Genomic DNA, 23,368 nt, shown 5'->3' with positions numbered 1-23,368 from the left:
TTATGTAATGGGGATGGAATTTTTTTCAAAATTAGGTAGAATTTTAACTGGTTTTGAAAATGGTAAAATTTTGACACGCTTCCCATTTGTAAGTAGAATAATGGAATGTGATTAAGCGGGATTTTAAGTTAGGGATGAGGAAAATGATTTACTTTGACAATAGTGCAACTACGCAAGTTGATAAAACAGTCTTAGAAACTTACCAAAAGGTTAGCAATCAGATTTGGGGAAACCCCTCTAGTTTACACAACATGGGTGAAACTGCGTTTAATTTGCTTGAACAATCACGTAAACAAATTGCGGACTTGTTAAACGTGCAGCCACACGAGATCTTCTTTACCAGCGGAGGTACGGAAGGCGACAACTGGGTGATTAAGGGAACGGCAATCGAAAAACGTGCTTACGGAAAACACCTGATTACCACTACGGTGGAACATCCGGCGGTCCAAAATACGATGGCTCAATTAGAGCAACTCGGCTTTGACGTTACTTATTTACCCGTAGATGACGAAGGGCGGATTAGTATCCAAGATTTGAAGGATGCGATTCGGCCAGATACAATTTTGGTTTCAATCATGGCGGTTAACAATGAAATTGGTACGGTACAACCGCTCACCGAAGTTGCCGAAGTGTTGAAGGATTACCCTAAAATTCATTTTCATGTGGATGCAGTCCAAGGAATCGGTAAGGGAATTCAATCGGCCATCATGAACGACCGGGTAGACTTTGTCACTTTCTCGGGACATAAATTCCACGCTCCGCGAGGCGTTGGCTTTATCTACGCGCGGCAAGGTCGGCGAATTGCGCCGTTAATGACTGGTGGCGGACAAGAAAAGAATTTACGCAGCGGTACCGAAAATTTACCAGCAATTGCAGCGATGGCCAAGGCTTTGCGGTTGTTACTAACTGACGAAAAGCAAAAAGTTGCGCACCAAGCTCAAGTAAAACAGGCTATTTATGATCACGTCACTAGCTTTGACAAAGTAGTCGCCTTTTCGAAATGTGATGCTGGTTTTGCGCCCCACATCCTGTGCTTTGCGATTAAGGGAGTCCGAGGGGAAACAATTGTTCACGCGTTTGAAAGCCACGACATTTACATCTCGACGACAAGTGCTTGCTCTTCTAAAAAACAACAAGCTTCTAGTACCTTGACGGCCATGAACGTTGATCAACAGATTTCCACTAGTGCGGTGCGGGTCAGTTTAGACAGTGCTAACACTATGGAAGAAGCTGAACGCTTTAATAAAGTTTTCGACCAGTTGTACCAAGACTTTTCTAAAATTAATCAAAATGCTTAGATAGGAGTTTTTATGGAATATACGGAAATTATGGTTCGCTACGGCGAGCTATCTACAAAGGGAAAAAACCGAAAAGATTTTATTGCCCGCTTAGGCGGTAACATTCGTAAAAGTTTAAAAGACTTTGAACAAGTGGTGGTCCACCCTAATCGGGACCGCACCCACGTTACTTTAAACGGGGCGAGCAGTGCGGCAGTAATTGCCCGCTTGAAACGGGTTTTTGGAATTCAAAATTTATCACCAATGTTAAAAGTTGAAAAATCAATGGAAGCTGTTCAAGAAGGCGCGCTAGCAATGATGAAAGAACAGTTAAAGCCCCAGATGACTTTTAAGATTAACACCCGTCGTTCAGATAAGGACTTTCCTATCAATACCGATACGATGAACCGGGAACTAGGCGGATTCATTTTAGAAAACTTTCCCGAAAGTCAGGTTAAAATGAAGAATCCTGACATTACTTTACGAGTGGAAATTCGTTCAAACGGAATCTTCCTAACTAGCGAAGTGATTGATGGAGCTGGCGGCTTGCCAGTGGGAACGGCTGGTAAGGGAATGATGATGCTTTCTGGGGGGATTGATTCGCCAGTTGCCGCATATCTAGGTATGAAACGGGGCGTTGAGATGGAAATGGTTCATTTCTTTAGCCCGCCATACACGAGTGAACAAGCCCTCGCAAAAGCTAAGGAGCTAAGCGGTAAATTAGCTGCTTACTCCGGGAACGTTCAGTTTTTGCAAGTTCCGTTTGCTGAAATTCAAGAAACCATTAAGGAGAAGTGTCCCGAAGGTTACTTAATGACGATCCAACGGCGGATGATGCTTCGTTTGACCGTGGCGTTAGCACAAAAGCGGGGTGGCTTAGCTATTTTTAACGGCGAGTCGCTCGGCCAAGTGGCTTCTCAAACAATGGAAAGCATGATGGCGATAAACGACGTAACTACCATGCCAATTATCCGACCGGTAGTTTCGATGGATAAAAACGAAATCATTGAAATTGCCAAGGAAATTGATACCTACGATTTATCAATTATGCCATTTGAGGACTGTTGTACCATTTTCGCTCCGCCAGCTCCAAAGACGCGTCCGGATTTAGAAAAAGCCCGCTATTACGAAAGTAAGATTGACGTGGAAGGCTTGATGAAGCGTGCTCTTGACGGAGTGCAAGTTACTAACATCCACGCTGGCGAAGAATTTTTGAACCAGAATGAAGAAGTTTTTGCAGAACTTCTTTAAGCTTAAATTGATTAGTTGCTATTTGGGGTGTTTTGGGATAAGGTTAACGTAAATATCGGTGGATATTGAGAAATTTAGTCCTCGATTAGTTGGCTAATTAAGTTATCTGACAAAGTTAGTGGAGAACAATCCATTTTGACTAGTCGTTAGAATAAAGGAGCGTAAGGTCATGGAAATATTACGTGGTGGACAAAAGGTTGAACTAGTTGGTAACCCGCCAGAAGTGGGCGACCAATTACCAAAGTTTAAAGTCTTTACGGCAAAGGGCGCAAAAGTAAAAACACGTGATTTACTTGGCAAACCGTTGTTATTAAGCGTGGTGCCTGATTTGAATACGCGAGTTTGCAGCATTCAAACAAAGGCCTTTAACCAGCAGGCGGATAACTATCCGGAAGTTCGGTTTGTCACGATTTCTAATAATTTACCGCAAGATCAAGCAAATTGGTGTGCTGCCGAAGGGGTTAATAACCTAGAAGTTCTTTCAGATCACGAATTGTCGTTTGGTTATGAAATGAAATTATACATTCCGAATGCTGGTTACTTAGCACGGAGTATTTTCATTGCTGATGCATCTGGTAAAATCGTTTACCGGGAAATCGTTCCTGAATTACATTCTGAGCCAAACTACGAAGCTGCGCTAGAAGTAATTAAACAAATGTAAAAACTTAATTGACGTACCAAGATTTATTCTTTATTATTATTTTTGACGGTGATGATTAAGAGGAGATTTTCCATCAGTGTTTTTCAGAGAGGGGACGGGGCTGCAAGTCTCTAAACACGGAAGATCGGGTTGCTTATGAACCAATCTTTAAGGCACAGAACTTAAAGATCGAACAGTACGTTCGTTATCAAAGACAAAGCGGGGCAGTTATGCCCAATTTAGGTGGTACCGCGAAGCACTTTCGTCCTATTTCTTAGGAAGAAAGTGCTTTTTATTTTGGAAAGGGAAGTGAAGTTTGATGACCAAAGAAGTTGAGATGTCGACAAAGTACGAACCTCAAAAGGTCGAACAGGGCCGCTACCAAGAGTGGGTCGAAAAGGGTTTATTTAAGCCTAATGGAGATAAAAAAGCAAAACCATATTCAATTGTAATTCCGCCTCCTAACGTTACCGGGAAATTGCATTTAGGTCATGCTTGGGATACTACGTTACAAGATATGTTGATCCGGCAAAAACGGATGCAAGGATATGATACGGTTTGGGTACCAGGAATGGACCATGCCGGAATCGCTACCCAAGCAAAGGTGGAAGCTAAACTGCGTGAACAAGGAGTTTCCCGTTATGATCTTGGACGGGACAAGTTCATTGATAAGGTATGGGAATGGAAAGATGAATATGCCGACACCATCCATCAACAATGGGCTAAAATGGGACTTTCGCTCGACTACGGTCGGGAACGTTTTACCCTTGACGAAGGACTTTCCAAGGCCGTTCGGAAAGTATTCGTTACTTTATATAACGAAGGGTTGATTTATCGTGGTGAATACATTATTAACTGGGATCCGCAGGCGCGGACGGCACTTTCAGATATCGAAGTAGAGCACCAAGACGACCAAGGCGCTTTCTACCACGTGAAGTACTTCTTTGCGGATCCTGATTTTACTTTTAATGGGAAAAATTATATTGAAATTGCGACAACCCGGCCAGAAACGATGTTCGGGGACGTTGCCATTGCCGTTCACCCAAGCGACGAACGTTACCAAGACTTGGTAGGCAAGGAAGTTATTTTGCCGCTTCAAGGCCGTCATCTTCCAATCATTGCTGACCAGTACGTGGATCCCGAGTTTGGGACTGGAATGGTGAAGATTACGCCTGCGCACGACCCTAACGATTTCCAAGTGGGTAACCGGCATAACCTTGAGCGGATCAACACAATGAATGACGATGCTTCAATGAACGAGAACGCGGGCAAGTACGAAGGCCTAGACCGGTTTGAAGCACGCAAGGCGATGGTTAAGGACCTCGAAGACCAGGGCTACATGATTAAGATTGACCCAATTGTTCATAGCGTGGGTCATTCGGAACGGACGGGTGTACAAGTGGAATCCCGTTTGTCGACGCAATGGTTCGTTAAAATGGATAAACTTGCTAAGATGGCTTTAGCAAATCAAGATACGGATGGCAAGGTTAATTTCATCCCCGAACGTTTTGAACACACCTTCAAGCAGTGGATGGAAAATGCTCACGATTGGGTAATTTCCCGGCAATTGTGGTGGGGACACCAAATCCCAGCTTGGTATCACAAGGAAACTGGCGAAGTTTACGTAGGCGAAGAAGCTCCTAAAGACGTTGAAAACTGGGAACAAGATCCCGACGTACTAGACACTTGGTTCTCTAGTGCATTGTGGCCATTTACCACGATGGGCTGGCCGGACGAAAACGCGGCGGACTTTAAGCGCTACTTCCCAACTAGCACGTTGGTAACCGGCTATGACATCATCTTCTTCTGGGTTGCTCGGATGATCTTCCAAAGCTTGAAGTTTACCGGCAAGCGGCCGTTTAAAGACGTATTGTTGCACGGATTAATCCGTGACGAACAGGGTCGTAAGATGAGTAAATCGCTAGGAAACGGAATCGACCCAATGGACGTAATTGATAAATATGGTGCGGATGCACTGCGTTGGTTCCTTTCTAACGGTTCTACTGCAGGACAAGATTTACGGTTTAGCTACACTAAGATGGATGCAGCTTGGAACTTTATTAATAAGATTTGGAACGCAAGCCGCTACGTAATTATGAACTTAGACCAAGTTGATAAGCCACAGTTACCAGCATTGAACGAACTTAACCTTGCTGACCGCTGGATTTTAAGTCGTCTAAACCACACGGTGGAACAAGTTACCCACTTCTTTGACGTTTACGACTTCGGGGAAGCCGGTCGGGCATTGTACACCTTCATTTGGGATGATTTCTGTGATTGGTACATCGAAATGAGTAAGGAAATTCTCAACGGTGACGACCAAACTGCTCAAGTAAATACCCAAAACGTATTGGCATACGTCCTAGACCAAACTTTGCGGCTTTTACATCCAGTAATGCCGTTTGTAACTGAAAAGATTTGGTTATCGATGCCACACGAAGGTGAATCGTTGGTAACGGCGGCTTACCCAGTTAGTCATCCAGAATTAACTGACGAAGCTGCTGAAGAAGGAATGAGCCACTTAATCGAATTGATTAAGGCGGTTCGAAACATTCGTTCTGAAGCAGGAGCTCCAATGTCTAGTCCTGTAGACCTCTTAATCAAGACGGATAACGAAGCGTTGGTTAAGTTGTTTAACGAAAACCGCGATTACATTGACCGCTTCTGCCATCCAGCAGAATTTGAACTAGGGGCAACTGTCGAAGCGCCAAAGCTTTCCATGTCGGCAGTAATTACCGATGGTGAAATTTACATTCCACTAGCTGAACTAGTTGACCTAGACGAAGAAATTGCTCGTCTGGAAAAAGAAGAGCAAAAGTACGAACAAGAAGTTAACCGGGTGGTTAAGAAGCTTCAAAACGAAAAATTTGTTAATAACGCTCCGGCAGCCGTCGTTGAAGAACAGCGAACCAAGAAGACCGATTACGAAGGTAAGCTTGCGGCTACTCGTCGTCGTTTGGCAGATATCCGTTCCGGAAAATAATAATAAAAATTAGTACTTTAAGGTTATGGGGAACCAACTTTCCCAACCTCGTTAGGATTAGCGATTAGAACCGTTAGTACTTGAAAAATAGGGGCTGAGGAAAATTACGCGATTTTTCTCGGTCTTTTTTAATGGCACCGTGATAAGGAGGAGAGCGGATGAACTATGAAGAGGCGCTGGCATTTGTTCACGGGCGGCCCCGGTTAAGAAAGGCGCCCACTTTAAAAAGGATGCGACAATTTTTAACCGAATTAGGAAATCCCCAAACTAAAATCCAAGCGGTCCACGTTGCTGGAACCAATGGCAAAGGTTCCACGATCGCCTTTCTAACTAGTTTATTGGGCCAAGAAGGTCGTCAAGTAGGGACTTTTACGTCGCCATTTATTACCCGTTTTAACGAGCGGATCGCGGTTAATGGCCAGCCAATTAGCGATGAAGCGGTGGCAAATTTAGTTACCCAAGTACGGCCGGTGGTGGAAAAAATGGACCAAACTGAATTGGGCGGCCCGTTAGAGTTTGAAATTGTCACCGCGATGATGTTTTTATACTTTGCGCAACATTCGGTTGACGTGGTTTTGGTAGAAGTAGGAATTGGGGGATTGTATGATTCCACAAACGTCTTTACCCCGTTGGTATCGGTGATTACAAACGTGGGCTGGGACCACATGGCACTTTTAGGGAATACTTTACCGGAAATTGCCCAACAAAAGGCGGGAATCATCAAACCGCACGTTCCGGTGGTTACTGGCGTACAAGTGCCAGAAGCGTTAACAGTAATTAAACGGGTTGCTAACGAGCAGCATGCACCGTTAATGGTACTGGATGATGATTTTAAGTTGACTGGTGATCCTGCAGATTTCGAAAGCAATGATTGCCACGTTTCAAATATAAAAAGCGGGTTATTAGGTGTTTATCAACTTAAAAATTTAGCCGTAGCAATCCAAGCTGCGGTAGTCTTGAGTCGACAGCGGGGGTGGAAACTTAGCGCTGATCAGATTCGCAGAGCCAGCTTGCAGGCTCGCTGGCCGGGTCGGATGGAAATCATGCAACAAGCGCCGCTAGTGGTCCTTGACGGAGCGCATAATCTACCAGGGGTACAAGCGTTAAAGCAGTCGCTACAAACCTATTGGCAGGATCGTCCCATCCATATCTTAGCGGCAATTCTTGATGATAAGCTATTTCAGCCGATGATTGATGAATTGTTAACGATTCCGAACGCCCAACTAACGTTAACTAATTTTCAAAATCCGCTCCATCGGCAAGTGGTGCAATCCGCGGAACTCGTAGCCAATGAAGCGCGGCAAATTAATTATGAAGCGAACTGGCGAACGGCGTTACGGCAATTGATTAAGCAGGCCAACCCCAGGGACGTCGTGATCATCACCGGATCCTTGTACTTCGTTTCCGAAGTTCGCCCGTTGTTTAAGAAATAATTAGCTGCTTTTTAGGTACTTTGTATCTAAGAGGTGGTAAAAATGTTATTAAAAGATGGCGCACGTGAAAAACTTACAAAAATTGGCGCAGAAAATTTGACCAACGCGGAATTATTGCGGGCGTTTTTAAGTTGTTGCGGTCAAGAGCAGGCGGTTAACCGGCTATCCCAAGAATTTTGGGATCAGGTGGGCGATATAGTGGGGTATAGTTTATTGACCCAACGAGAACGGCAAACGATTTTTTCGCAATTACCAGCGGAGTCGTTAGCTCTAGAAGCCGCAATCGAGTTAGGACGCCGCGTCCAACGCCAACCAATCCATCTATTAGGCAAGGTGTTGGGCAGTGCGCAGATTGGGAACTTGATGGTAGCTCGTTTTCAAAAAAATCCGCAAGAACACTTGGTGTTGCTTTGTTTGGACACAAAAAACCAAATTAAACAGGAACGGGTAATTTTTAAAGGCGGGTTAAACTCTGCCGAAGTGCATCCGCGAGAAATTATGGCGGAAGTTTTACGGTATAGCTCGAACGGTTTTATTTTGGTACACAATCATCCGAGTGGAAACGTAGAGCCTTCCATGAACGACGTGGCGTTTACTAAAAAGATGAAAAAAATTGGCGATTTAATGGGGATTCGGCTAATTGATCATCTGATTGTGGGTGACCAAACCTATTGGAGTGCGGCGGAAAATCGAGTTCTTAATGATTGTTAAACAATCTCAATTAGCGCTAGTTTGGCCGTTTTGTGTGTTATAATTTATGAAGTCATTTTAATGAGATTAATTAAGGGGTTCAAAGCTCATGCATAAATTTTTTTCTAATCGAAAGCTAGTGTTAACGGTAATTTGTGCAATTATTGCTGCAGGGTTAATTACGGGATCGTTGGCATTGGGAAAGAAAGATAAGACACCGGCCGTCCAAAAATTGGGAAACGACCTTTTTGGCGCCGTTAGCCGGGTGATCGCCATCCCTGCCCACGGTATGCAGACGTTATCGACTAACTTAAATAACTTTGTTGCAACTTACGAAGAAAATGAACGATTGCGCCAAGACATTGATAAATTAAGCGCGACTCATGCTGAAAACAAGAGCCTCAAGGAAGAAAATCGGGAATTAAAGCAACTAGTGGGGTTGAAGAACTCCATGACGGATTATTCTTTAACCCCAGCAATCGTGCTGACCCGTTCACCAAGTTCGTGGCAGGACCTAGTAACCGTCAATAAGGGAACGGCTAACGGAGTTAAGAAAAATCAACCAGTGCTTGCCGGAAATGGCTTAGTTGGCCGGGTAGTGGAAGCTAACTATTCAACCAGTAAAGTAGAGTTGATCAGCGACAATAATGAATCGGCTAACCGGTTTGCGATCCAAGTCCAGGCTAAAGACGGAAATTACGTTAATGGAATTATTACTGGCTATGACAAAAAGACCAACGAAATCATTATGGGACAAGTTACTGAAGATAAAGATGTGGCGGTTGGTAGTCAGGTAATTACTTCCGGTCTGGGAGGCGTAACCCCGAAGGGACTCTACGTTGGGAAGGTAGCAAAAGTTTCAAAAGAAGATTATGGGTTAGCAAATGAAATTCGGATTAAGCCAGCTGCAAAGTTGAGCAACGTTAACGATGTTTATATTGCTAAGCTAGATTAGGGTGAAAGTATGTTACAATCGGCAAAACTTAAATATCTTTTTCCAATTATTTTATTTGGGACCTTCTTTTTGGACGGCGCCTTAAACCAAATATTTTCGGCGGTTTTATTTCAATATCCGTACTCGATGATTTGCAACCTAACGCTGATGTGGTTTGTGATGGGAATCTTTTTTGAAGGAGAGTCCCAGATTAATTTTACGTTATGGGCGTTCGTGATTGGAATCGTCTTTGACTGGTACTATACGGGGGTCTTTGGGGTAAATACCTTCATTATCCCGTTAGTGGTCATGTTTGTGCGGGAAGTTCGCTTATACGTCAATACATCGTTTTTGATCGTGATGGTGCTTGATACGCTTGCAATGGCATTGTACAACGTGCTATTCTACGCAGTTTTCCAAGCGATTCATTTGGCAAACGTGTCGGCAAGCTTTTTTATTGGGTATTCGTTTTTCCCAACCATTATTTTAAATTTGGCACTCTTCGTGGTTTTATATTACCCAATCAAGACCTTCTTTCGGCGGACCCGGGGAACTAATTATCGGAGTTTTGGTTAAGGAGTGCTTGACATTTAAAGAATAATTGCTATTATTTTACTTATATTTGACAATGATCAGAAGAGTAGTCTACGTTACTTCGAAAAGCGACCTAGGGAATGGTGCAAGCCTAGGCGAAGCCGTAGATGAACCACATCTGTGAGTTGATAGCCTGAAAAATAACTAGGGTTATCCGGTAATTCCGTTATCATTTAAGTTAATGCAACTTTCTGAGGTTGACTGCGCGAGCAGTTGATAAATATGAGGTGGAACCGCGATAATTCGTCCTCTTAGGCTACGGCCTAAGGGGATTTTTTTATTTTCGCGGTAGATTTTGCTTCCCACTGTACTGGAGACAGTAACGTGGGTAGTTACGGCTCATTTACCAATAAAGGGTGTTTAACTTAGTGAGGTTACTTTGCGCGAGCGAGTAACGAAAATGGGGTGGAACCGCGATTAACTCGTCCTCTTAGACAATTTAGTCTAAGGGGATTTTTTAATACTAAGGGAGTTGAAAAGATGTTTAATATTCAATACATTAGCGAAATATTGCCTTCGCTGCTTTCCGGAGCGGCGATGACGTTACAAGTTTTTATTTGGACAATTATCGGTTCTTTAATTTTGGGAGTATTTTTAGCGCTAGGACTGGTTTCGAAATTCAAACCGTTGCAATACATAATTAGCGCGTACGTTTGGCTAATGCGGGGGACTCCGTTATTGTTGCAATTAATTTTTGTCTTTTACGGTCTACCAACCGTAGGAATTGTCTTTCCGCGTTACGAAGCGGCGTTGTTTGCCTTTATCCTAAATTACGCAGCGTACTTTGCGGAAATCTTCCGGGGCGGGTTGCAGTCGGTGGATAAGGGACAGTATGAAGCAGGCCGGGTCTTGCAAATGACCTACTGGCAAACAACTAAAAAGGTGGTTTTGCCTCAGGTAGCCAAAATTGTCCTCCCATCGATTGGTAACGAAGTAATTAACCTGGTTAAGGATTCTTCGCTAGTTTACGTAATTGGGATTGGGGACCTGCTCCGGGCAGGAAACGTAGCGGCGGCCCGTGACGTTACCTTGGTTCCGTTTATCCTGGTCGGGATTATGTACTTGATTTTAACCGGAATTTGCACTTTCTTTTTACGTAAAGTTGAAAAACACTATTCGTACTTTCGCTAGGATTGGGGGAAATCAATATGCTTGAATTAAAAAATATTTCTAAAAGTTATAACGGACGGACAATTATTGATAATTTAAACCTGCAGATCCAAGATGGCCATATTTTAACGATTGTGGGACCGTCAGGAGCGGGAAAGACTACTTTGCTAAGGTGTATTAGTGGGCTTGAAAAGATTGATTCGGGTTCATTTCTATTAGATGGTAAGCCGTTTAACCCGTTTGAAACGCGGGACAGTGAGAGCGTCATCGGGGTGGTTTTCCAAGATTTTCAACTATTTCCTAATTTATCGGTAATTGAAAACATTACGTTGGCACCCATGAACGTGTTGCACCTTAGTGAACGAGAAGCTTTACAACGGGTGGAAGAAATTATCGATCGACTAAGCTTAGCTAAAATTATTAATCAATACCCCTACCAGCTTTCGGGGGGCCAAAAGCAACGGGTGGCAATTGCCCGCGCATTGGCGATGAATCCCCGGATCCTTTGCTACGATGAGCCAACTTCAGCGCTTGATCCAGAACTTCGGGATGAAGTTAGTCGGATGATTCTAGACCTGAAACAAAATCAAATTACGCAAGTCATCATCACGCATGACATTGAATTTGCTGAAAAAATTGCTGACGAAACTTTGACTGTAAAGCCGGTGAATTAAATGAAAAAGTTAGTAAAATTTAGCTTACTCGTGATGGCCTGTGCGCTATTAATTCCAGGATTAGCAGGGTGCGGAAAAACTGCCCAAAATAATCCCCAGCCAAGCAGCTGGAAAAGTATTCAAGCTAAACACCATGTGGTAATTGGCTTGGATGATAGCTTCGTGCCGATGGGCTTTCGCCAAAAAAATGGGAAGCTGGCGGGATACGATATCGATTTGGCCCGCGCCGTTTTTAAGCAATATGGAATTAAGGTCGATTTTCAAACCATCGACTGGTCGATGAACGTTACTGAATTGCGTAACCAAACCGTTGATTTGATTTGGAACGGACTGACGATTACCGATGAACGGCAACGGGCAATGACCTTTAGCGAGCCCTACTTGGTCAACCAACAGGTATTGGTGGTGAAAAAGAGTCAGCATATTCACTCACCACAGGATATGACTGGTAAAACACTAGGGGTTCAAAGCGGCTCGTCTGGGGCCCAGGACATTGACCGTTACCCGAAACTTTTGAAACAGCGAATTAAAAAGCATACTCCCGTACTTTATGATACGTTTAACAATGCTTTTATTGATTTGAAGGCCGACCGGATTCAGGGCTTGCTGATTGATAGTGTCTATGCAAATTACTACCTGCAGCATTTACCAAATCCAGGTGACTACCGGGTGATTAAGAGTGGCATGCCTAACGAATATTTTGCGGTGGGCATTAAAAAAGGCAATCAAGAGGTCAAACAAAAAATTGACCAAGGAATTGAACACTTACGTAAAACGGGTGAGTTACAACGAATTAACCAGAAATGGTTCGGTAAGTAATGGCATTCAGGCTGGAAATTTAGCGATTTCCAGCCTTTTTGATACACTGAAAGAACAAAGAGGGGTTAAGGGAGGAAGCGCCATGCTTTTAGCTAGTGTAGTGGGATATTTATTGAACTTATTGTTTGCCTTTGGGATTGCGTTAATGGAAAAACGGGACATTTCAGCCGCGTGGGCCTGGTTACTGGTAATTGTGTTGTTACCGGGAATTGGCTTGATTATTTATTTGTTCTTTGGCTGGAAATTAAGTCAGCGACAAATTTTTAATTTAAAAGCGCAAAAGCATTTGGGAATTAGTGACATGGCGGATCACCAAAAGCAAAGCGCCCAAAATCGGGTTTCGTTGTCTACGACCCTCGAAAATGACTTAGTAACCATGTTTTTAAACACGGACGACGCGATTTTGACCAGTCAAAATGATTTACAAATTTTAACCGACGGCCAGGCTAAGTTTAAAAAACTTTTTCAAGATTTAAGGGGTGCCCAACATCACATTAATATCGAATACTTCACCATTTACGATGATGATTTAGGGCACCAGTTACGGGAGATTCTCGTGAAAAAAGCGCGCGAAGGGGTGCGGGTCCGGGTGCTGTACGATTTATTTGGTTCAAAAGGAGCTAAGCAAAAGTTCTTTCGGCCGTTGATTGCTGCCGGTGGAGAAGTTACCCCGTTTATGCGCTCTAAATTTGGCTATTATAGTTTTCGAATTAATTTTCGTAATCACCGCAAAATCGTCGTAATTGACGGTTCAATCGGGTACATTGGCGGGTTTAACGTGGGAGACCAGTACTTAGGCAAAAATCGTCGTTTTGGCAATTGGCGTGATACCCACTTGCGGTTGGTCGGCTCGGTCGTGTTACAATTACAAAGTCGGTTCTTTATGGATTGGAACGCGTCGGTTACCGAGCCTAAGTTAACGTTTAGTTTGAATTATTTCCCGCAAACCGCGTTGGAAAAGAAGTTGCCTATGCAAATTGTAAGCAGCGGTCCAGAAAATGACATCCAAAAGATTAAGCAGGGCTACATTAAAATGATTATGGGAGCCAAACACTCGATTTGGATTGAGACTCCGTACTTCATTCCCGACGATGCACTTATGGAAGCACTCCTGATTGCGCTACGTTCGGGGATTCAGGTTTGGATGGTAATTCCTAAAATGCCAGATCATCCCTTCGTATATCGGGCGACGGAATATTACGCAAAGCAATTATTAGCAGCGGGAGCACGAGTATTCGCATATCAAAAGGGGTTCATGCACGCTAAGACGATCGTGGTGGACCAATCAATTACTAGTGTGGGTTCGGCAAATTGGGACATTCGGTCCTTCAAGCTAAACTTTGAAGCAAATGCATTTATTTACGACGCAAAAGTTGCGCAAAAAATGATCGCCATTATGAAACAAGACGTTAAGGATGCTCATGAACTCGATGAACAGTATTTTGCGAGTCAATCACGGTGGAAGAAGTTTCGCCAGTTAGCCAGCCGAATGATTGCACCAATTTTGTAAGTGGAACTTAAGGCAAAGAAATCGGATTACTTATAAAGCAGGTAAATTAGGTGGCAGATTTTTTTAATTGAATGAGGTAGTAAAAAAGCGAAGAAGCATTGATATTTCAATGCTTTTTCGCTATTATTAATCGCATGTGAAAAGGTAGGAGGCGTCATCTTTGGACGTACAAATGCGGCCTGGAGTTCAGGCTTTAATTGTTCCAAGCAAGAAGTTTAAAACGGTACGGATTGACGTACATTTCTTAAAAAACGCAACGGTAGCGGAGTTAGCTCCTCGAACCCTGGTGGCGAATCTTTTAGAGACGAGCACCCAGCGCTATGTTAACCAAATCCAATTTACGCACGCCCTGTCAGCAATGTACGGGGCGAGTTTTGGCGTGGGGGCAGGTAAAAAAGGCAACCTCCATGACATTGGATTTTCAATTACGGTGGCTAATGATCACTACACGGGCGGTCAGTCCTTAGTGCGGATGGCTATCGAATTCTTAAACGAGGTGATTAGTCACCCGTTGGCTAGTAACGGGCGCTTTGACGAGCAGACGTTTGCCCGTCAAAAGACTAATTTAATTAATTACGTGGATTCTGCTACTGAAGACAAGCAGTTTTGGGCGAGTCAGCAGCTTCGCAAGTTGGCTTTTGGAGCAAACCGGATTCAAGGGGTCCCTAGTTACGGACGTCGGGCGGATTTGCAGAATTTACAAAACGAACAAGTCTACGCCACGTATTTATCCATGCTGCGTCATGACTTAGTACATATTAGTGTTTCAGGTGACGTCGATGAACAAAAAGTGTTAGAAGATTTGGCAATTTTAGAATTACCCGAGCGGAAAGTTCAGTTAGGATCGGTAATTACGAAGTTTAATTCGTTGCCAAAACCGCGTCATAGAGTGGCAAATCAAGCAGTTCAACAAGCTCGGTTGAACTTGGCCTATGATATTCCAGCTACGGTGGTAAGCGATAATTTTCACGCTGCCGTTGTTTTTAACGCGCTCTTTGGCGGCTCGCCACAATCGAAACTGTTCCTTAACGTGCGGGAAAAAGCTAGCTTGGCATACTATGCTAGTTCCAGCTTAGATTTGTATAACGGACTTTTAACCGTGCAAACGGGAATTGAAGCAAGCAATTACGCTCAGGCCAAGCAAATCATTCAACAACAAATTGTAGATTTACAAGCGGGACAGTTTACCGAGAGTGATTTAACCAGCATTAAAGCTGGGCTGCGTTCAGATTACCTCGCTGGTTTAGACTTACAACGTACGATTCACCGTCGGGGGCTTAACGAATATCTACTTGTTTTCCATCGCCCAGCTGAGCAATGGTTAAATGATTTAGACCGGGTCGGGGCGACCGAAATTGTTGAGATTGCTCGGCAACTCAAGCCACGAGCGGAATTTTTCTTAAATGGGGATAATGACTAATGCAAATAAAGGAAAAGGCATATTCGGTTTTTGACGAACGATTATTTTCGGCAACGTTAGCTAACGGCTTACAAATTAATATTTTGCCTAAAGCGGATTTTCAAAAAACGTACGCCGTTTTTACCACTAACTTGGGGTCAATGGATCGTAATTTTCGGGTTGGGGAACAAAAGTTACAAATCCCAGCCGGAACGGCGCACTTTTTGGAGCATAAACTATTTGAAAAAGCCGACTACGACGCTTTTCAAATTTTTACACGAAACGGAGCGGATTCGAACGCGTTTACAAGCTATAGCAAGACTAGCTACTTATTTTCAGCAACCAGCCGGCTGAAAGAGAACTTGACGACTTTACTAGATTTTGTGCAGGATCCGTACTTTTCTAGTGCTTCCGTAGCTAAGGAGCAGGGGATCATTGGACAAGAAATTCAGATGTATAATGATGATGTAGATTGGCAATTATACATGGGAATGATGCGTAACCTATTTCCCAAACAAGCGTTAAGTGAAGACATTGCCGGAACCAGCGCTTCAATTGCGCAGATTACGCCTGAATTACTGTATAAGGTCCACCAGGTGTTTTACCATCCCCAAAACATGCACTTGTTCGTTACTGGCAATTTAGATCCGCAAATGGTCGTCGACTGGGTTGAAGAAAATCAGGGCCAAAAGCAGTTTACAGAATTTGTTCAGCCGGTTAATTTGCAAAAAGCTGAACAGAAGATCCTTCCGGTAGTTGAGCAAAGCTCGGCAGTTTGCCTGGCCAACCGCCCTAAGGTAATGTTGGGAATTCGAAATAATCGTTACCTACCAGCTCCGGGACTGGAACGCTTAAAGTACTTATTGACCTTAGATTTAGGTTTATATTTACTATTAAGCTCTTCTTCTAAAAATTACTTAAAATTATACGATGAAGGACTTTTAGACGATACTTTCGGTTATGATTTAAATAACGAGCGGGACGAATTATTTTTGACGATGGGTGGCGACAGCGGCCATCCCCAACAATTAGCAGCTGCCTTGAAGGAAATTTTGCGTCAGGGACTTACCGATACCCCAGAGCTGGCAGCAGATTTTGCTTTGGCTAAAAAAGAAATGTACGGTCGGTGCATTGCCCGGATGAATTCATTAGAAGCAATTGCTAATTCTTTTGAAGGGGCTCTTTACGGCAATGCCACTATCTTTGACGAAGCGCAGATGTTTAAGGAGATCTCCCTTACAGAAGTGATTGAAGCGCTAGGCCAATTCGTTAGTGAACAAGTAATTAGTAGTTTTGAAATTAAACCAAAATAATTAAGTAGGCGAGAAAATGAAGTTTGCGTTGGTATGTGGAGCGAGTGGAAACATTGGGATGGCAATTAGTCGACGATTAGCTAAACAAGGCTGGTCCTTATATTTACATTACCACCAGCACGCTGCGACGGTAGAAGAATTAGTGCAAGAATTACAACGGCAATACCCAAAACAAGACTTCCTAATGGTTCAAGCAGATTTTCGAAACGAGGCGGCGGCAGAGGAAATCGATGCGCAAATTTTTAGCTTGGACGCGATTGTTTTTGCACAGGGAACCACGATCTACCAGTTGTTCGATGAATTTGACGGTACCCAGTTAGAAAATTTATGGTTAGAACACCTTAAAGTTCCGTTATTGGTAATTAAAAAATTAGTTTCTAAACTGGCAGAAGGCGGTCACGGACGAATTGTCTTTATTGGCTCGGTTTATGGGGCGGTGGGCAGCGCCATGGAAGTTCCTTACAGCATGTTAAAAGGGGCAATGAGCAGTTTTGTAAATGCTTATGCTAAAGAGGTGGCTTCCTTAGGGATTACTGTTAACGTGGTTGCACCAGGAGCAGTTCAAACACAGATGAACGCTAACTTTGCGGAAGATGAAATTGAAGCAATCAGTGAAGAAATCCCGGTAGGTCGGTTTGCTAAACCAGACGAAATTGCCTACCTAGTGGAAACTGTTTTAGCCGAAACGGCGTCATACTTAACTGGTCAGACCATTTATGTGGACGGCGGCTGGCAAAAATAATGGTATACTGGTTGTTGATTTAAAATAAATTGGGGTATTTTTATGGGGACGAAAAAATACAAAGTAATTGGGATGCGGTTGCAAGATGCCCGTCTCAAAAAGGGTTGGACTCTTGACGAAGTTCAACTAAAGTTACAAATTTCTAAACGATATTTAATGGCTTTAGAAGCTGGTGAAGATGATGATTTGCCAGGAGACTATTACACCCAGTCGCTAATTAAGCAATACGCGAATTTACTAGGGGTGGAAGTGGGCAACCGTCATTTAGAAAATGAGCCCGAAAGTATCAAGGAATGGCGACGAACTCATGGAGAAGTTACTAGCCGTGCGCAAAAAGAACTTCAACAAAAGCCGTCGGTACTGAGCGGCTTAATTCATCAGCACCCGTGGTTGATGGCAATTATTTTAGTTGGGGTGATATGGTTATTAGTTTGGGCAGCCTTTAGTGAGATGGCCAACCGTTATCCGTCACAATTAGTCGCACAAAAAAATCCGACGGTGATTGATAAAACTAAAAAAAGCCATCATAAAACTAATGCAAGTAAAACCAAGTCTACGCATCCTAGTGCTAAAAAGCAATCTAAGCAAACCACGACAAAACCGAAAATCGAAAAGGTTAATGACAGTGTAGATAATTTGCGGGTGACTTTGCCGGACGAACAAAAACACGCCACGCTTAAACTCAAGACTGGCGATAACCAATCTTGGAATTCGTTAACAGCGACGGCTCCCCAAGCGGCTACCGTTGCTCAAGGAGTTATGGAAGCTCACCAAACCCAGCACTTTAAGTTGAAAAAGGGCTATACATACGTTTTGAAAATTGGAAATACAATTGGATTAAAGGGTAGTATCGGGGGACGTAAAATGCCTGATCCTGCTACGGGAGTCACGGTACGGAGCGTGACCATTGTCGTTAATTAGAAAGGAGAAAACATGAACTTACCAAATAAACTAACCGTTTTTCGGATTATTTTAATTCCGATTTTTATCATCTTGACCGTTATGCCAGAAGTCGGAGGGAGCGTATGGTGGTTGGGAACCCCGATTGCCATCACTAAAATTTGGGGAGCCGTGGTTTTTGCGGTAGCTTCCATCACTGATTTTCTTGACGGTCAAATTGCTCGGCGCCAACATTTGGTAACTAACTTTGGCAAATTTGCTGATCCGATTGCGGATAAAATGTTAGTAATGTCGGCGTTCATCATCCTGGTGTCCATGAAAATGGCTCCGGCGTGGGTGGTAGCCATCATTGTGTGCCGGGAACTGGCAGTTAGTGGGTTGCGATTGATTATTGTAGAAAACGAAGGGGAAGTTTTAGCTGCGGCGATGCCTGGTAAAATTAAAACCTTTTCCCAAATGTTTGCAATTATTTTCTTGCTATTGAACAACTTATTTGCAAACTATTTGCACTTTGGGCCAGGAACCGTTTTGCTTTACGTATGCTTATTCTTTACCATTTATTCTGGAATTGATTATTTTTACCAAAACCGCTCCATTTTTGCGGATTCTTTTTAAAACAAAGGCTAGTGGAAAAACTAACGGAAGCGAACCAGTTTAGCTTCGGAAGGTTTGGAAACAGCCTTTTTTTGCTGAAAAAGTTAAAATAAAGCAGTAAGATTAGCGTAGTTATATAATGAGGAGGAAGTTAATAGATGAAGGCGGAAATTATTTCAGTTGGTACCGAGATTTTGTTAGGTGAAATCACCGATACTAACGCCGTTTATTTGAGTCAGCAATTAGCCCAGCTAGGAATTGACGTTTATCACCAAGCAACGGTGGGCGATAATTCAACTACCATGAAGGAAACGCTGGAAATTGCCAGCAAGCGCAGCGACTTAGTGATTACCATTGGGGGATTAGGACCGACGGAAGATGATATTACTAAACCAACGTTGGCCGCGTTTTTAGGTGAAGAATTAGTGGTTGACGACCGGGCGCTAGAAAAGGTGCACGAGCACTTTACTAAGCAGGGGCGTCCTATCACTCCCAATAATGAACGGCAGGCGTTGTTATTAAAAGGGAGTCGTCCGGTGCACAATCCCAACGGGTTAGCGATTGGCTTGTTTGCCACTACTCCGACGACCGATTACTTGGTTTTACCAGGACCGCCTAGTGAATTTAAGCCAATGGTTAACCAGGAAGTGCTTCCTTTGTTAAAAGAGCGGTACTCGTTGGATAAAACAATTCAATCCAAAACGTTACACTTCGTAGGGGTTGGGGAAGCCGACTTGGCGACCCGGGTGGATGACGTGATCAGACGACAGAGTAATCCTACAATCGCGTTATACTTCAAACCGACTGACGTAACCATCCGACTAACTGCGAAGGCGGATTCTAAAGATGAGGCAGAACAAATGTTAGAAAAAACCAAGGCAGAAATCCTTGCTCGAGCAGGCGATTATTACTATGCTGAAGGTGAACAGGTCGCTTTTCCAGATTTTGTAGTACAAGAATTAATCAAACGAAAACTAACGTTAACGGCAGCAGAAAGTTTGACTGGTGGTGCTTTCCAAAATCAATTAGTAAAAACAGCGGGTACTTCCGCAGTATTTTCGGGAGGCTTTGTAACGTATTCTGATGAAGTAAAAACTAGTTTATTGGGGGTTCGTCCGGAAACTATCGCTCAATACACGGTGGTAAGTCGTCCGGTTGCTGAAGAGATGGCGCGCGGGGCACAAAAGCAATTAGGTACGGACCTAGCGATTAGCTTTACTGGAGTAGCGGGACCTGAAGGATTAGAAGGACACGCGCCTGGTGACGTATGGATTGGGTTGGCGTTGCCAGATGGAAGTACCGTGGCTAAGGGGTTCCATTTTAGCGGTAACCGGGAAAAAATCCGCCATTTAGCAGTAATGAATGGTTTTCGAATGATTTGGGAACAAGTGGTTAAATAATATCGAACTTTTGTTCGCTTTTTGATTGCTTTTTTGGAGATTACTAGGTATTATATTTAGTATAGATGGTTAAGGGCGACTTTGGGATAATTTTAAATTTTAATCAACTAGAAGCGTCAGCCTTAACTGGAAACGTGCAATATAAGACCCATTAGGAGGTTATTAATTAAGTGGCAGATGAAAGAAAAGAAGCTTTGAATAAAGCTCTTAAAAAAATTGAAAAAAACTTTGGAAAAGGTTCCATCATGCGGATGGGGGATGCGGTTGATACGCAAATTTCCACCATTCCAAGCGGTTCGCTAGCGCTAGACGATGCGTTAGGTGTAGGCGGTTATCCTAAAGGACGGATTGTTGAAATCTACGGTCCTGAAAGTTCAGGGAAAACTACGGTTGCGCTTCACGCGGTCGCCGAAGTTCAAAAGCGAGGCGGAACGGCTGCGTACATTGACGCGGAAAATGCGATGGATCCAGCTTATGCAACTAATCTGGGAGTTAACATTGACGACCTCTTACTTTCCCAACCAGATACTGGGGAAGAAGGTTTGGCAATCGCGGACGCTTTAGTTTCAAGTGGAGCCATTGACTTAGTAGTTATTGATTCGGTTGCGGCCTTGGTACCGCGTGCTGAAATCGACGGTGAAATGGGCGATGCTCACGTTGGTTTACAAGCACGGATGATGTCTCAAGCGCTACGGAAACTTTCGGGTTCAATTAATAAAACTAAAACAATCGCCCTTTTCATTAACCAAATCCGTGAAAAGGTTGGAATTATGTTTGGAAACCCCGAAACCACTCCGGGTGGTCGGGCCTTGAAGTTCTACGCAACCATTCGTTTGGAAGTTCGGCGTGCTGAACAAATCAAAGACGGTTCTGACGTAATTGGTAACCGGGTTAAGATTAAAGTAGTTAAAAATAAGGTCGCACCTCCGTTTAAGCGGGCAGAAGTCGATATTATGTATGGTGAAGGAATTTCGCAAACGGGCGAAATGATCGATATGGCCGTAGAAAAAGACATCGTTGGTAAGAGCGGTTCCTGGTACTCATATGGTGAAGAACGAATTGGACAGGGTCGTGAAAATGCTAAGAAGTACATGGAGGACCACCCAGATGTCCGTGCCGAGGTATTGGCTAAGGTTCGAGAAGCGTACGGGATGGTAGCTGATCCAGCTAGTGAAGTTAAGGAAGATAGCAAACAAGACGACCAAGCTGAATTAGACTTGAAATAAAGGTAAATATTTATGGGGAGAAAAGAAGTTGGAATAGTTCCAGCTTCTTTTTCTACGTTATCAGTAATTGGAAAAGACCTGTTTAAACTAATAATTTACCAAACCCTTAAGGGAGTACCTAGCTTTCGCAAAGCTAGCACTAATCAGCGTTGGGCGCTAAAGACTTATTGACACGCTTATGGCTAAATATTAAAATGATTATAAGTGTGAGAATCAAATAACATCATTCAAAGATTATAACTATGGTCTTGATGATTTGGAGGCAAAGATGGTAATTTATTATATTATCCTCGCAATCATCGCTATAGTTGTTGGCTATTGTGCAGGATACATCATGCACAAGCGGTTCATTGAAAAGCAAACTGCAGATGCTAGTAATTCAGCTGATCTAATTATTGAAAATGCGCGACAACAAGCGGAAACCGAACGTCGGGAAAAGCTTTTGGAAGCAAAAGATGAAAGTCATCGTTATCGTGCACAGGTTGAAAAAGAGCTTAAGGAACGTCGGGCGGAATTGCAAAAGCAAGAAGACCGACTTCTTCAAAGAGAAGACGTCCTTGATCGTAAGGATAGTTCCTTTGAAAAGCGCGAAAACAGCCTAGAACGTAAAGAGCAGAAACTAGCTGCAGATCAAAAGCTAATTGATGAACAACAACAAAAAGCATCATCACTCGTTGAGGAACGACAACAAGAGCTTGAGCGAGTTTCAAATTTAACTCAAGAAGATGCCAAAAGTTTAATTATTTCGGAAGTGAAAGCCAAACTTGAAAAAGAACGGGCTTTGATTATCAAAGAAAGTTTAGAAGATGCTCAAAACCAAGCTGATGAAACAGCTCGGAAGGTAATTGCGCAAGCGATTCAAAGAAGTGCTGCAGATATGGCATCCGAGACCACTATTACGGTGGTTTCGCTACCAAATGACGATATGAAGGGACGAATTATCGGGCGTGAAGGCCGGAATATCCGTAACTTTGAAAACGTCACGGGAGTTGACTTAATTATTGATGATACTCCGGAAGCGGTCGTTTTGAGTAGTTTTGACCCGATTCGTCGTGAAATTGCACACATTGCTTTGGAAAAACTGATCCAAGATGGCCGGATCCATCCTGCTCGGATTGAAGAAATGGTGGAAAAGGCTAAGAAAGAATTGGATGACACCATTCGCAAGACCGGTGAGCAAGCAGTATTTGAGCTTGGTATTCATTCAATGAATCCTGAATTGATTAAGTTAATTGGGCAATTAAGATATCGGACGAGTTATGGTCAAAATGTATTAAACCATTCTATTGAGGTTGCTAATTTGGCAGGAGTGTTAGCTGCTGAGTTGGGTGAAGATGTTACTGTAGCAAAACGCGCAGGATTATTACACGATATTGGTAAAGCGGTCCAACATGAGACCGACACTTCGCACGTTGAATTAGGTGTGGAATTGGCGAAGAAGTACAAAGAAAGCGCGGTCGTCGTTGATGCGATTGCGTCTCACCGAAACAATAACGAAGCAAATCATGTTATTTCCGTGTTGGTGGCGGCGGCGGATTCGATTTCTGCAGCTCGTCCCGGAGCACGTAGCGATACATTACAGAGCTATATCCATCGGTTAGAGAAGTTAGAACAAATTGCTAACCAATTTGATGGAGTGAAAAAGAGTTATGCAATTCAAGCCGGACGCGAGGTGCGGGTAATCGTTAAGCCAACCAAGATTAACGACTTAAAAGCGGTTATGTTAACGCATCAAATTCGTAAAGCAATTGAGAAACAATTAGAATATGCAGGCAAAATTAAAGTAACAATTGTTCGAGAAGTTCGCGCCGTTGATTTTGCAAAGTAAGGAGTTGGGCCACTGTGGACCCGCTCTTTTTTTATATGGTGCATATGATAG

20 protein-coding genes and 2 other annotated features are annotated in these 23,368 nt (G+C 43.3%); all 20 genes read left to right on the top strand.

Annotation, left to right across the window (positions count from 1 at the left end; translation table 11 throughout):
* The first annotated feature begins 143 nt into the window (after positions 1–143).
* The 20 genes from NL111_RS06995 (at position 144) to rny (ending at position 23,317) form a co-directional block, all read left to right on the top strand.
* Positions 144–1,298, top strand: coding sequence for a cysteine desulfurase family protein (locus NL111_RS06995; protein ID WP_002832103.1), 1,155 nt, complete (start codon positions 144–146; stop codon positions 1,296–1,298).
* Between the two features lie 12 nt (positions 1,299–1,310).
* A complete protein-coding gene (gene thiI, locus NL111_RS06990) occupies positions 1,311–2,528 on the top strand; it encodes a tRNA uracil 4-sulfurtransferase ThiI (RefSeq protein WP_002832102.1) in 1,218 nt (405 codons plus the stop codon).
* A 169-nt stretch (positions 2,529–2,697) separates the two neighbouring features.
* Positions 2,698–3,189 (top strand): thiol peroxidase, encoded by a 492-nt coding sequence (gene tpx / locus NL111_RS06985; protein WP_002832101.1) that lies wholly within the window; start codon positions 2,698–2,700, stop codon positions 3,187–3,189.
* Positions 3,190–3,231: 42 nt separating this feature from the next.
* Positions 3,232–3,441: a binding site (T-box leader), on the top strand.
* A gap of 46 nt (positions 3,442–3,487) precedes the next feature.
* A complete protein-coding gene (locus tag NL111_RS06980) occupies positions 3,488–6,151 on the top strand; it encodes a valine--tRNA ligase (protein ID WP_285110084.1) in 2,664 nt (887 codons plus the stop codon).
* Between the two features lie 158 nt (positions 6,152–6,309).
* A complete protein-coding gene (locus NL111_RS06975) occupies positions 6,310–7,584 on the top strand; it encodes a bifunctional folylpolyglutamate synthase/dihydrofolate synthase (protein WP_285110083.1) in 1,275 nt (424 codons plus the stop codon).
* Positions 7,585–7,626: 42 nt separating this feature from the next.
* Positions 7,627–8,295 (top strand): RadC family protein, encoded by a 669-nt coding sequence (gene radC / locus NL111_RS06970; protein WP_002832098.1) that lies wholly within the window; start codon positions 7,627–7,629, stop codon positions 8,293–8,295.
* An 88-nt stretch (positions 8,296–8,383) separates the two neighbouring features.
* The gene (gene mreC, locus NL111_RS06965; protein WP_002832097.1) at positions 8,384–9,229 is read left to right on the top strand and encodes a rod shape-determining protein MreC; all 846 of its coding nucleotides are present in this window, start codon (positions 8,384–8,386) and stop codon (positions 9,227–9,229) included.
* A gap of 9 nt (positions 9,230–9,238) precedes the next feature.
* A complete protein-coding gene (gene mreD, locus NL111_RS06960) occupies positions 9,239–9,784 on the top strand; it encodes a rod shape-determining protein MreD (RefSeq protein ID WP_002832096.1) in 546 nt (181 codons plus the stop codon).
* Positions 9,785–9,827: 43 nt separating this feature from the next.
* Positions 9,828–10,056: a binding site (T-box leader), on the top strand.
* A gap of 226 nt (positions 10,057–10,282) precedes the next feature.
* Positions 10,283–10,933, top strand: a complete 651-nt coding sequence (locus NL111_RS06955; protein ID WP_004165442.1) for an amino acid ABC transporter permease — start codon at positions 10,283–10,285, stop codon at positions 10,931–10,933.
* Positions 10,934–10,950: 17 nt separating this feature from the next.
* Positions 10,951–11,586 carry an amino acid ABC transporter ATP-binding protein gene (locus tag NL111_RS06950; RefSeq protein ID WP_002832094.1) on the top strand — a complete coding sequence of 212 codons (636 nt, stop codon included), beginning with the start codon at positions 10,951–10,953 and terminating at the stop codon, positions 11,584–11,586.
* The gene (locus NL111_RS06945; protein WP_002832093.1) at positions 11,587–12,405 is read left to right on the top strand and encodes an amino acid ABC transporter substrate-binding protein; all 819 of its coding nucleotides are present in this window, start codon (positions 11,587–11,589) and stop codon (positions 12,403–12,405) included.
* An 82-nt stretch (positions 12,406–12,487) separates the two neighbouring features.
* Complete coding sequence (gene cls / locus NL111_RS06940) at positions 12,488–13,915, top strand: cardiolipin synthase (protein ID WP_270516087.1); 1,428 nt, start codon at positions 12,488–12,490, stop codon at positions 13,913–13,915.
* A 160-nt stretch (positions 13,916–14,075) separates the two neighbouring features.
* Positions 14,076–15,335, top strand: a complete 1,260-nt coding sequence (yfmF, locus tag NL111_RS06935; protein ID WP_270516006.1) for an EF-P 5-aminopentanol modification-associated protein YfmF — start codon at positions 14,076–14,078, stop codon at positions 15,333–15,335.
* Positions 15,335–16,627 carry an EF-P 5-aminopentanol modification-associated protein YfmH gene (gene yfmH / locus NL111_RS06930; protein WP_285110082.1) on the top strand — a complete coding sequence of 431 codons (1,293 nt, stop codon included), beginning with the start codon at positions 15,335–15,337 and terminating at the stop codon, positions 16,625–16,627. The genes yfmF and yfmH overlap by 1 nt, the downstream gene beginning before the upstream one ends.
* A gap of 16 nt (positions 16,628–16,643) precedes the next feature.
* Positions 16,644–17,369: an elongation factor P 5-aminopentanone reductase gene (gene ymfI, locus NL111_RS06925; protein ID WP_002832088.1), complete on the top strand. Its 726-nt coding sequence runs from the start codon at positions 16,644–16,646 to the stop codon at positions 17,367–17,369.
* Positions 17,370–17,411: 42 nt separating this feature from the next.
* Positions 17,412–18,290 (top strand): helix-turn-helix domain-containing protein, encoded by an 879-nt coding sequence (locus tag NL111_RS06920; protein WP_270516014.1) that lies wholly within the window; start codon positions 17,412–17,414, stop codon positions 18,288–18,290.
* Between the two features lie 12 nt (positions 18,291–18,302).
* Positions 18,303–18,884, top strand: a complete 582-nt coding sequence (gene pgsA, locus NL111_RS06915; protein ID WP_004165430.1) for a CDP-diacylglycerol--glycerol-3-phosphate 3-phosphatidyltransferase — start codon at positions 18,303–18,305, stop codon at positions 18,882–18,884.
* A gap of 137 nt (positions 18,885–19,021) precedes the next feature.
* Positions 19,022–20,263, top strand: coding sequence for a competence/damage-inducible protein A (locus NL111_RS06910; RefSeq protein WP_119179152.1), 1,242 nt, complete (start codon positions 19,022–19,024; stop codon positions 20,261–20,263).
* Positions 20,264–20,433: 170 nt separating this feature from the next.
* The gene (recA, locus tag NL111_RS06905) at positions 20,434–21,489 is read left to right on the top strand and encodes a recombinase RecA (RefSeq protein ID WP_002832084.1); all 1,056 of its coding nucleotides are present in this window, start codon (positions 20,434–20,436) and stop codon (positions 21,487–21,489) included.
* A gap of 268 nt (positions 21,490–21,757) precedes the next feature.
* A complete protein-coding gene (gene rny / locus NL111_RS06900) occupies positions 21,758–23,317 on the top strand; it encodes a ribonuclease Y (protein WP_002832083.1) in 1,560 nt (519 codons plus the stop codon).
* Positions 23,318–23,368 lie beyond the last annotated feature (51 nt).

Source organism: Pediococcus sp. AC40 (genome assembly GCF_030252485.1).
Lineage (GTDB): Bacteria > Bacillota > Bacilli > Lactobacillales > Lactobacillaceae > Pediococcus > Pediococcus acidilactici.
This window is presented reverse-complemented; position numbering and strand designations above follow the sequence as displayed.

Excerpts from the sequence above, each read along its gene's own strand:
- NL111_RS06995 (WP_002832103.1), top strand. The coding sequence starts at position 144 with ATGATTTACTTTGACAATAGTGCAACTACGCAAGTTGATAAAACAGTC.
- thiI (WP_002832102.1), top strand. The coding sequence starts at position 1,311 with ATGGAATATACGGAAATTATGGTTCGCTACGGCGAGCTATCTACAAAG.
- tpx (WP_002832101.1), top strand. The coding sequence starts at position 2,698 with ATGGAAATATTACGTGGTGGACAAAAGGTTGAACTAGTTGGTAACCCG.
- NL111_RS06980 (WP_285110084.1), top strand. The coding sequence starts at position 3,488 with ATGACCAAAGAAGTTGAGATGTCGACAAAGTACGAACCTCAAAAGGTC.
- NL111_RS06975 (WP_285110083.1), top strand. The coding sequence starts at position 6,310 with ATGAACTATGAAGAGGCGCTGGCATTTGTTCACGGGCGGCCCCGGTTA.
- radC (WP_002832098.1), top strand. The coding sequence starts at position 7,627 with ATGTTATTAAAAGATGGCGCACGTGAAAAACTTACAAAAATTGGCGCA.
- mreC (WP_002832097.1), top strand. The coding sequence starts at position 8,384 with ATGCATAAATTTTTTTCTAATCGAAAGCTAGTGTTAACGGTAATTTGT.
- mreD (WP_002832096.1), top strand. The coding sequence starts at position 9,239 with ATGTTACAATCGGCAAAACTTAAATATCTTTTTCCAATTATTTTATTT.
- NL111_RS06955 (WP_004165442.1), top strand. The coding sequence starts at position 10,283 with ATGTTTAATATTCAATACATTAGCGAAATATTGCCTTCGCTGCTTTCC.
- NL111_RS06950 (WP_002832094.1), top strand. The coding sequence starts at position 10,951 with ATGCTTGAATTAAAAAATATTTCTAAAAGTTATAACGGACGGACAATT.
- NL111_RS06945 (WP_002832093.1), top strand. The coding sequence starts at position 11,587 with ATGAAAAAGTTAGTAAAATTTAGCTTACTCGTGATGGCCTGTGCGCTA.
- cls (WP_270516087.1), top strand. The coding sequence starts at position 12,488 with ATGCTTTTAGCTAGTGTAGTGGGATATTTATTGAACTTATTGTTTGCC.
- yfmH (WP_285110082.1), top strand. The coding sequence starts at position 15,335 with ATGCAAATAAAGGAAAAGGCATATTCGGTTTTTGACGAACGATTATTT.
- ymfI (WP_002832088.1), top strand. The coding sequence starts at position 16,644 with ATGAAGTTTGCGTTGGTATGTGGAGCGAGTGGAAACATTGGGATGGCA.
- NL111_RS06920 (WP_270516014.1), top strand. The coding sequence starts at position 17,412 with ATGGGGACGAAAAAATACAAAGTAATTGGGATGCGGTTGCAAGATGCC.
- pgsA (WP_004165430.1), top strand. The coding sequence starts at position 18,303 with ATGAACTTACCAAATAAACTAACCGTTTTTCGGATTATTTTAATTCCG.
- NL111_RS06910 (WP_119179152.1), top strand. The coding sequence starts at position 19,022 with ATGAAGGCGGAAATTATTTCAGTTGGTACCGAGATTTTGTTAGGTGAA.
- rny (WP_002832083.1), top strand. The coding sequence starts at position 21,758 with ATGGTAATTTATTATATTATCCTCGCAATCATCGCTATAGTTGTTGGC.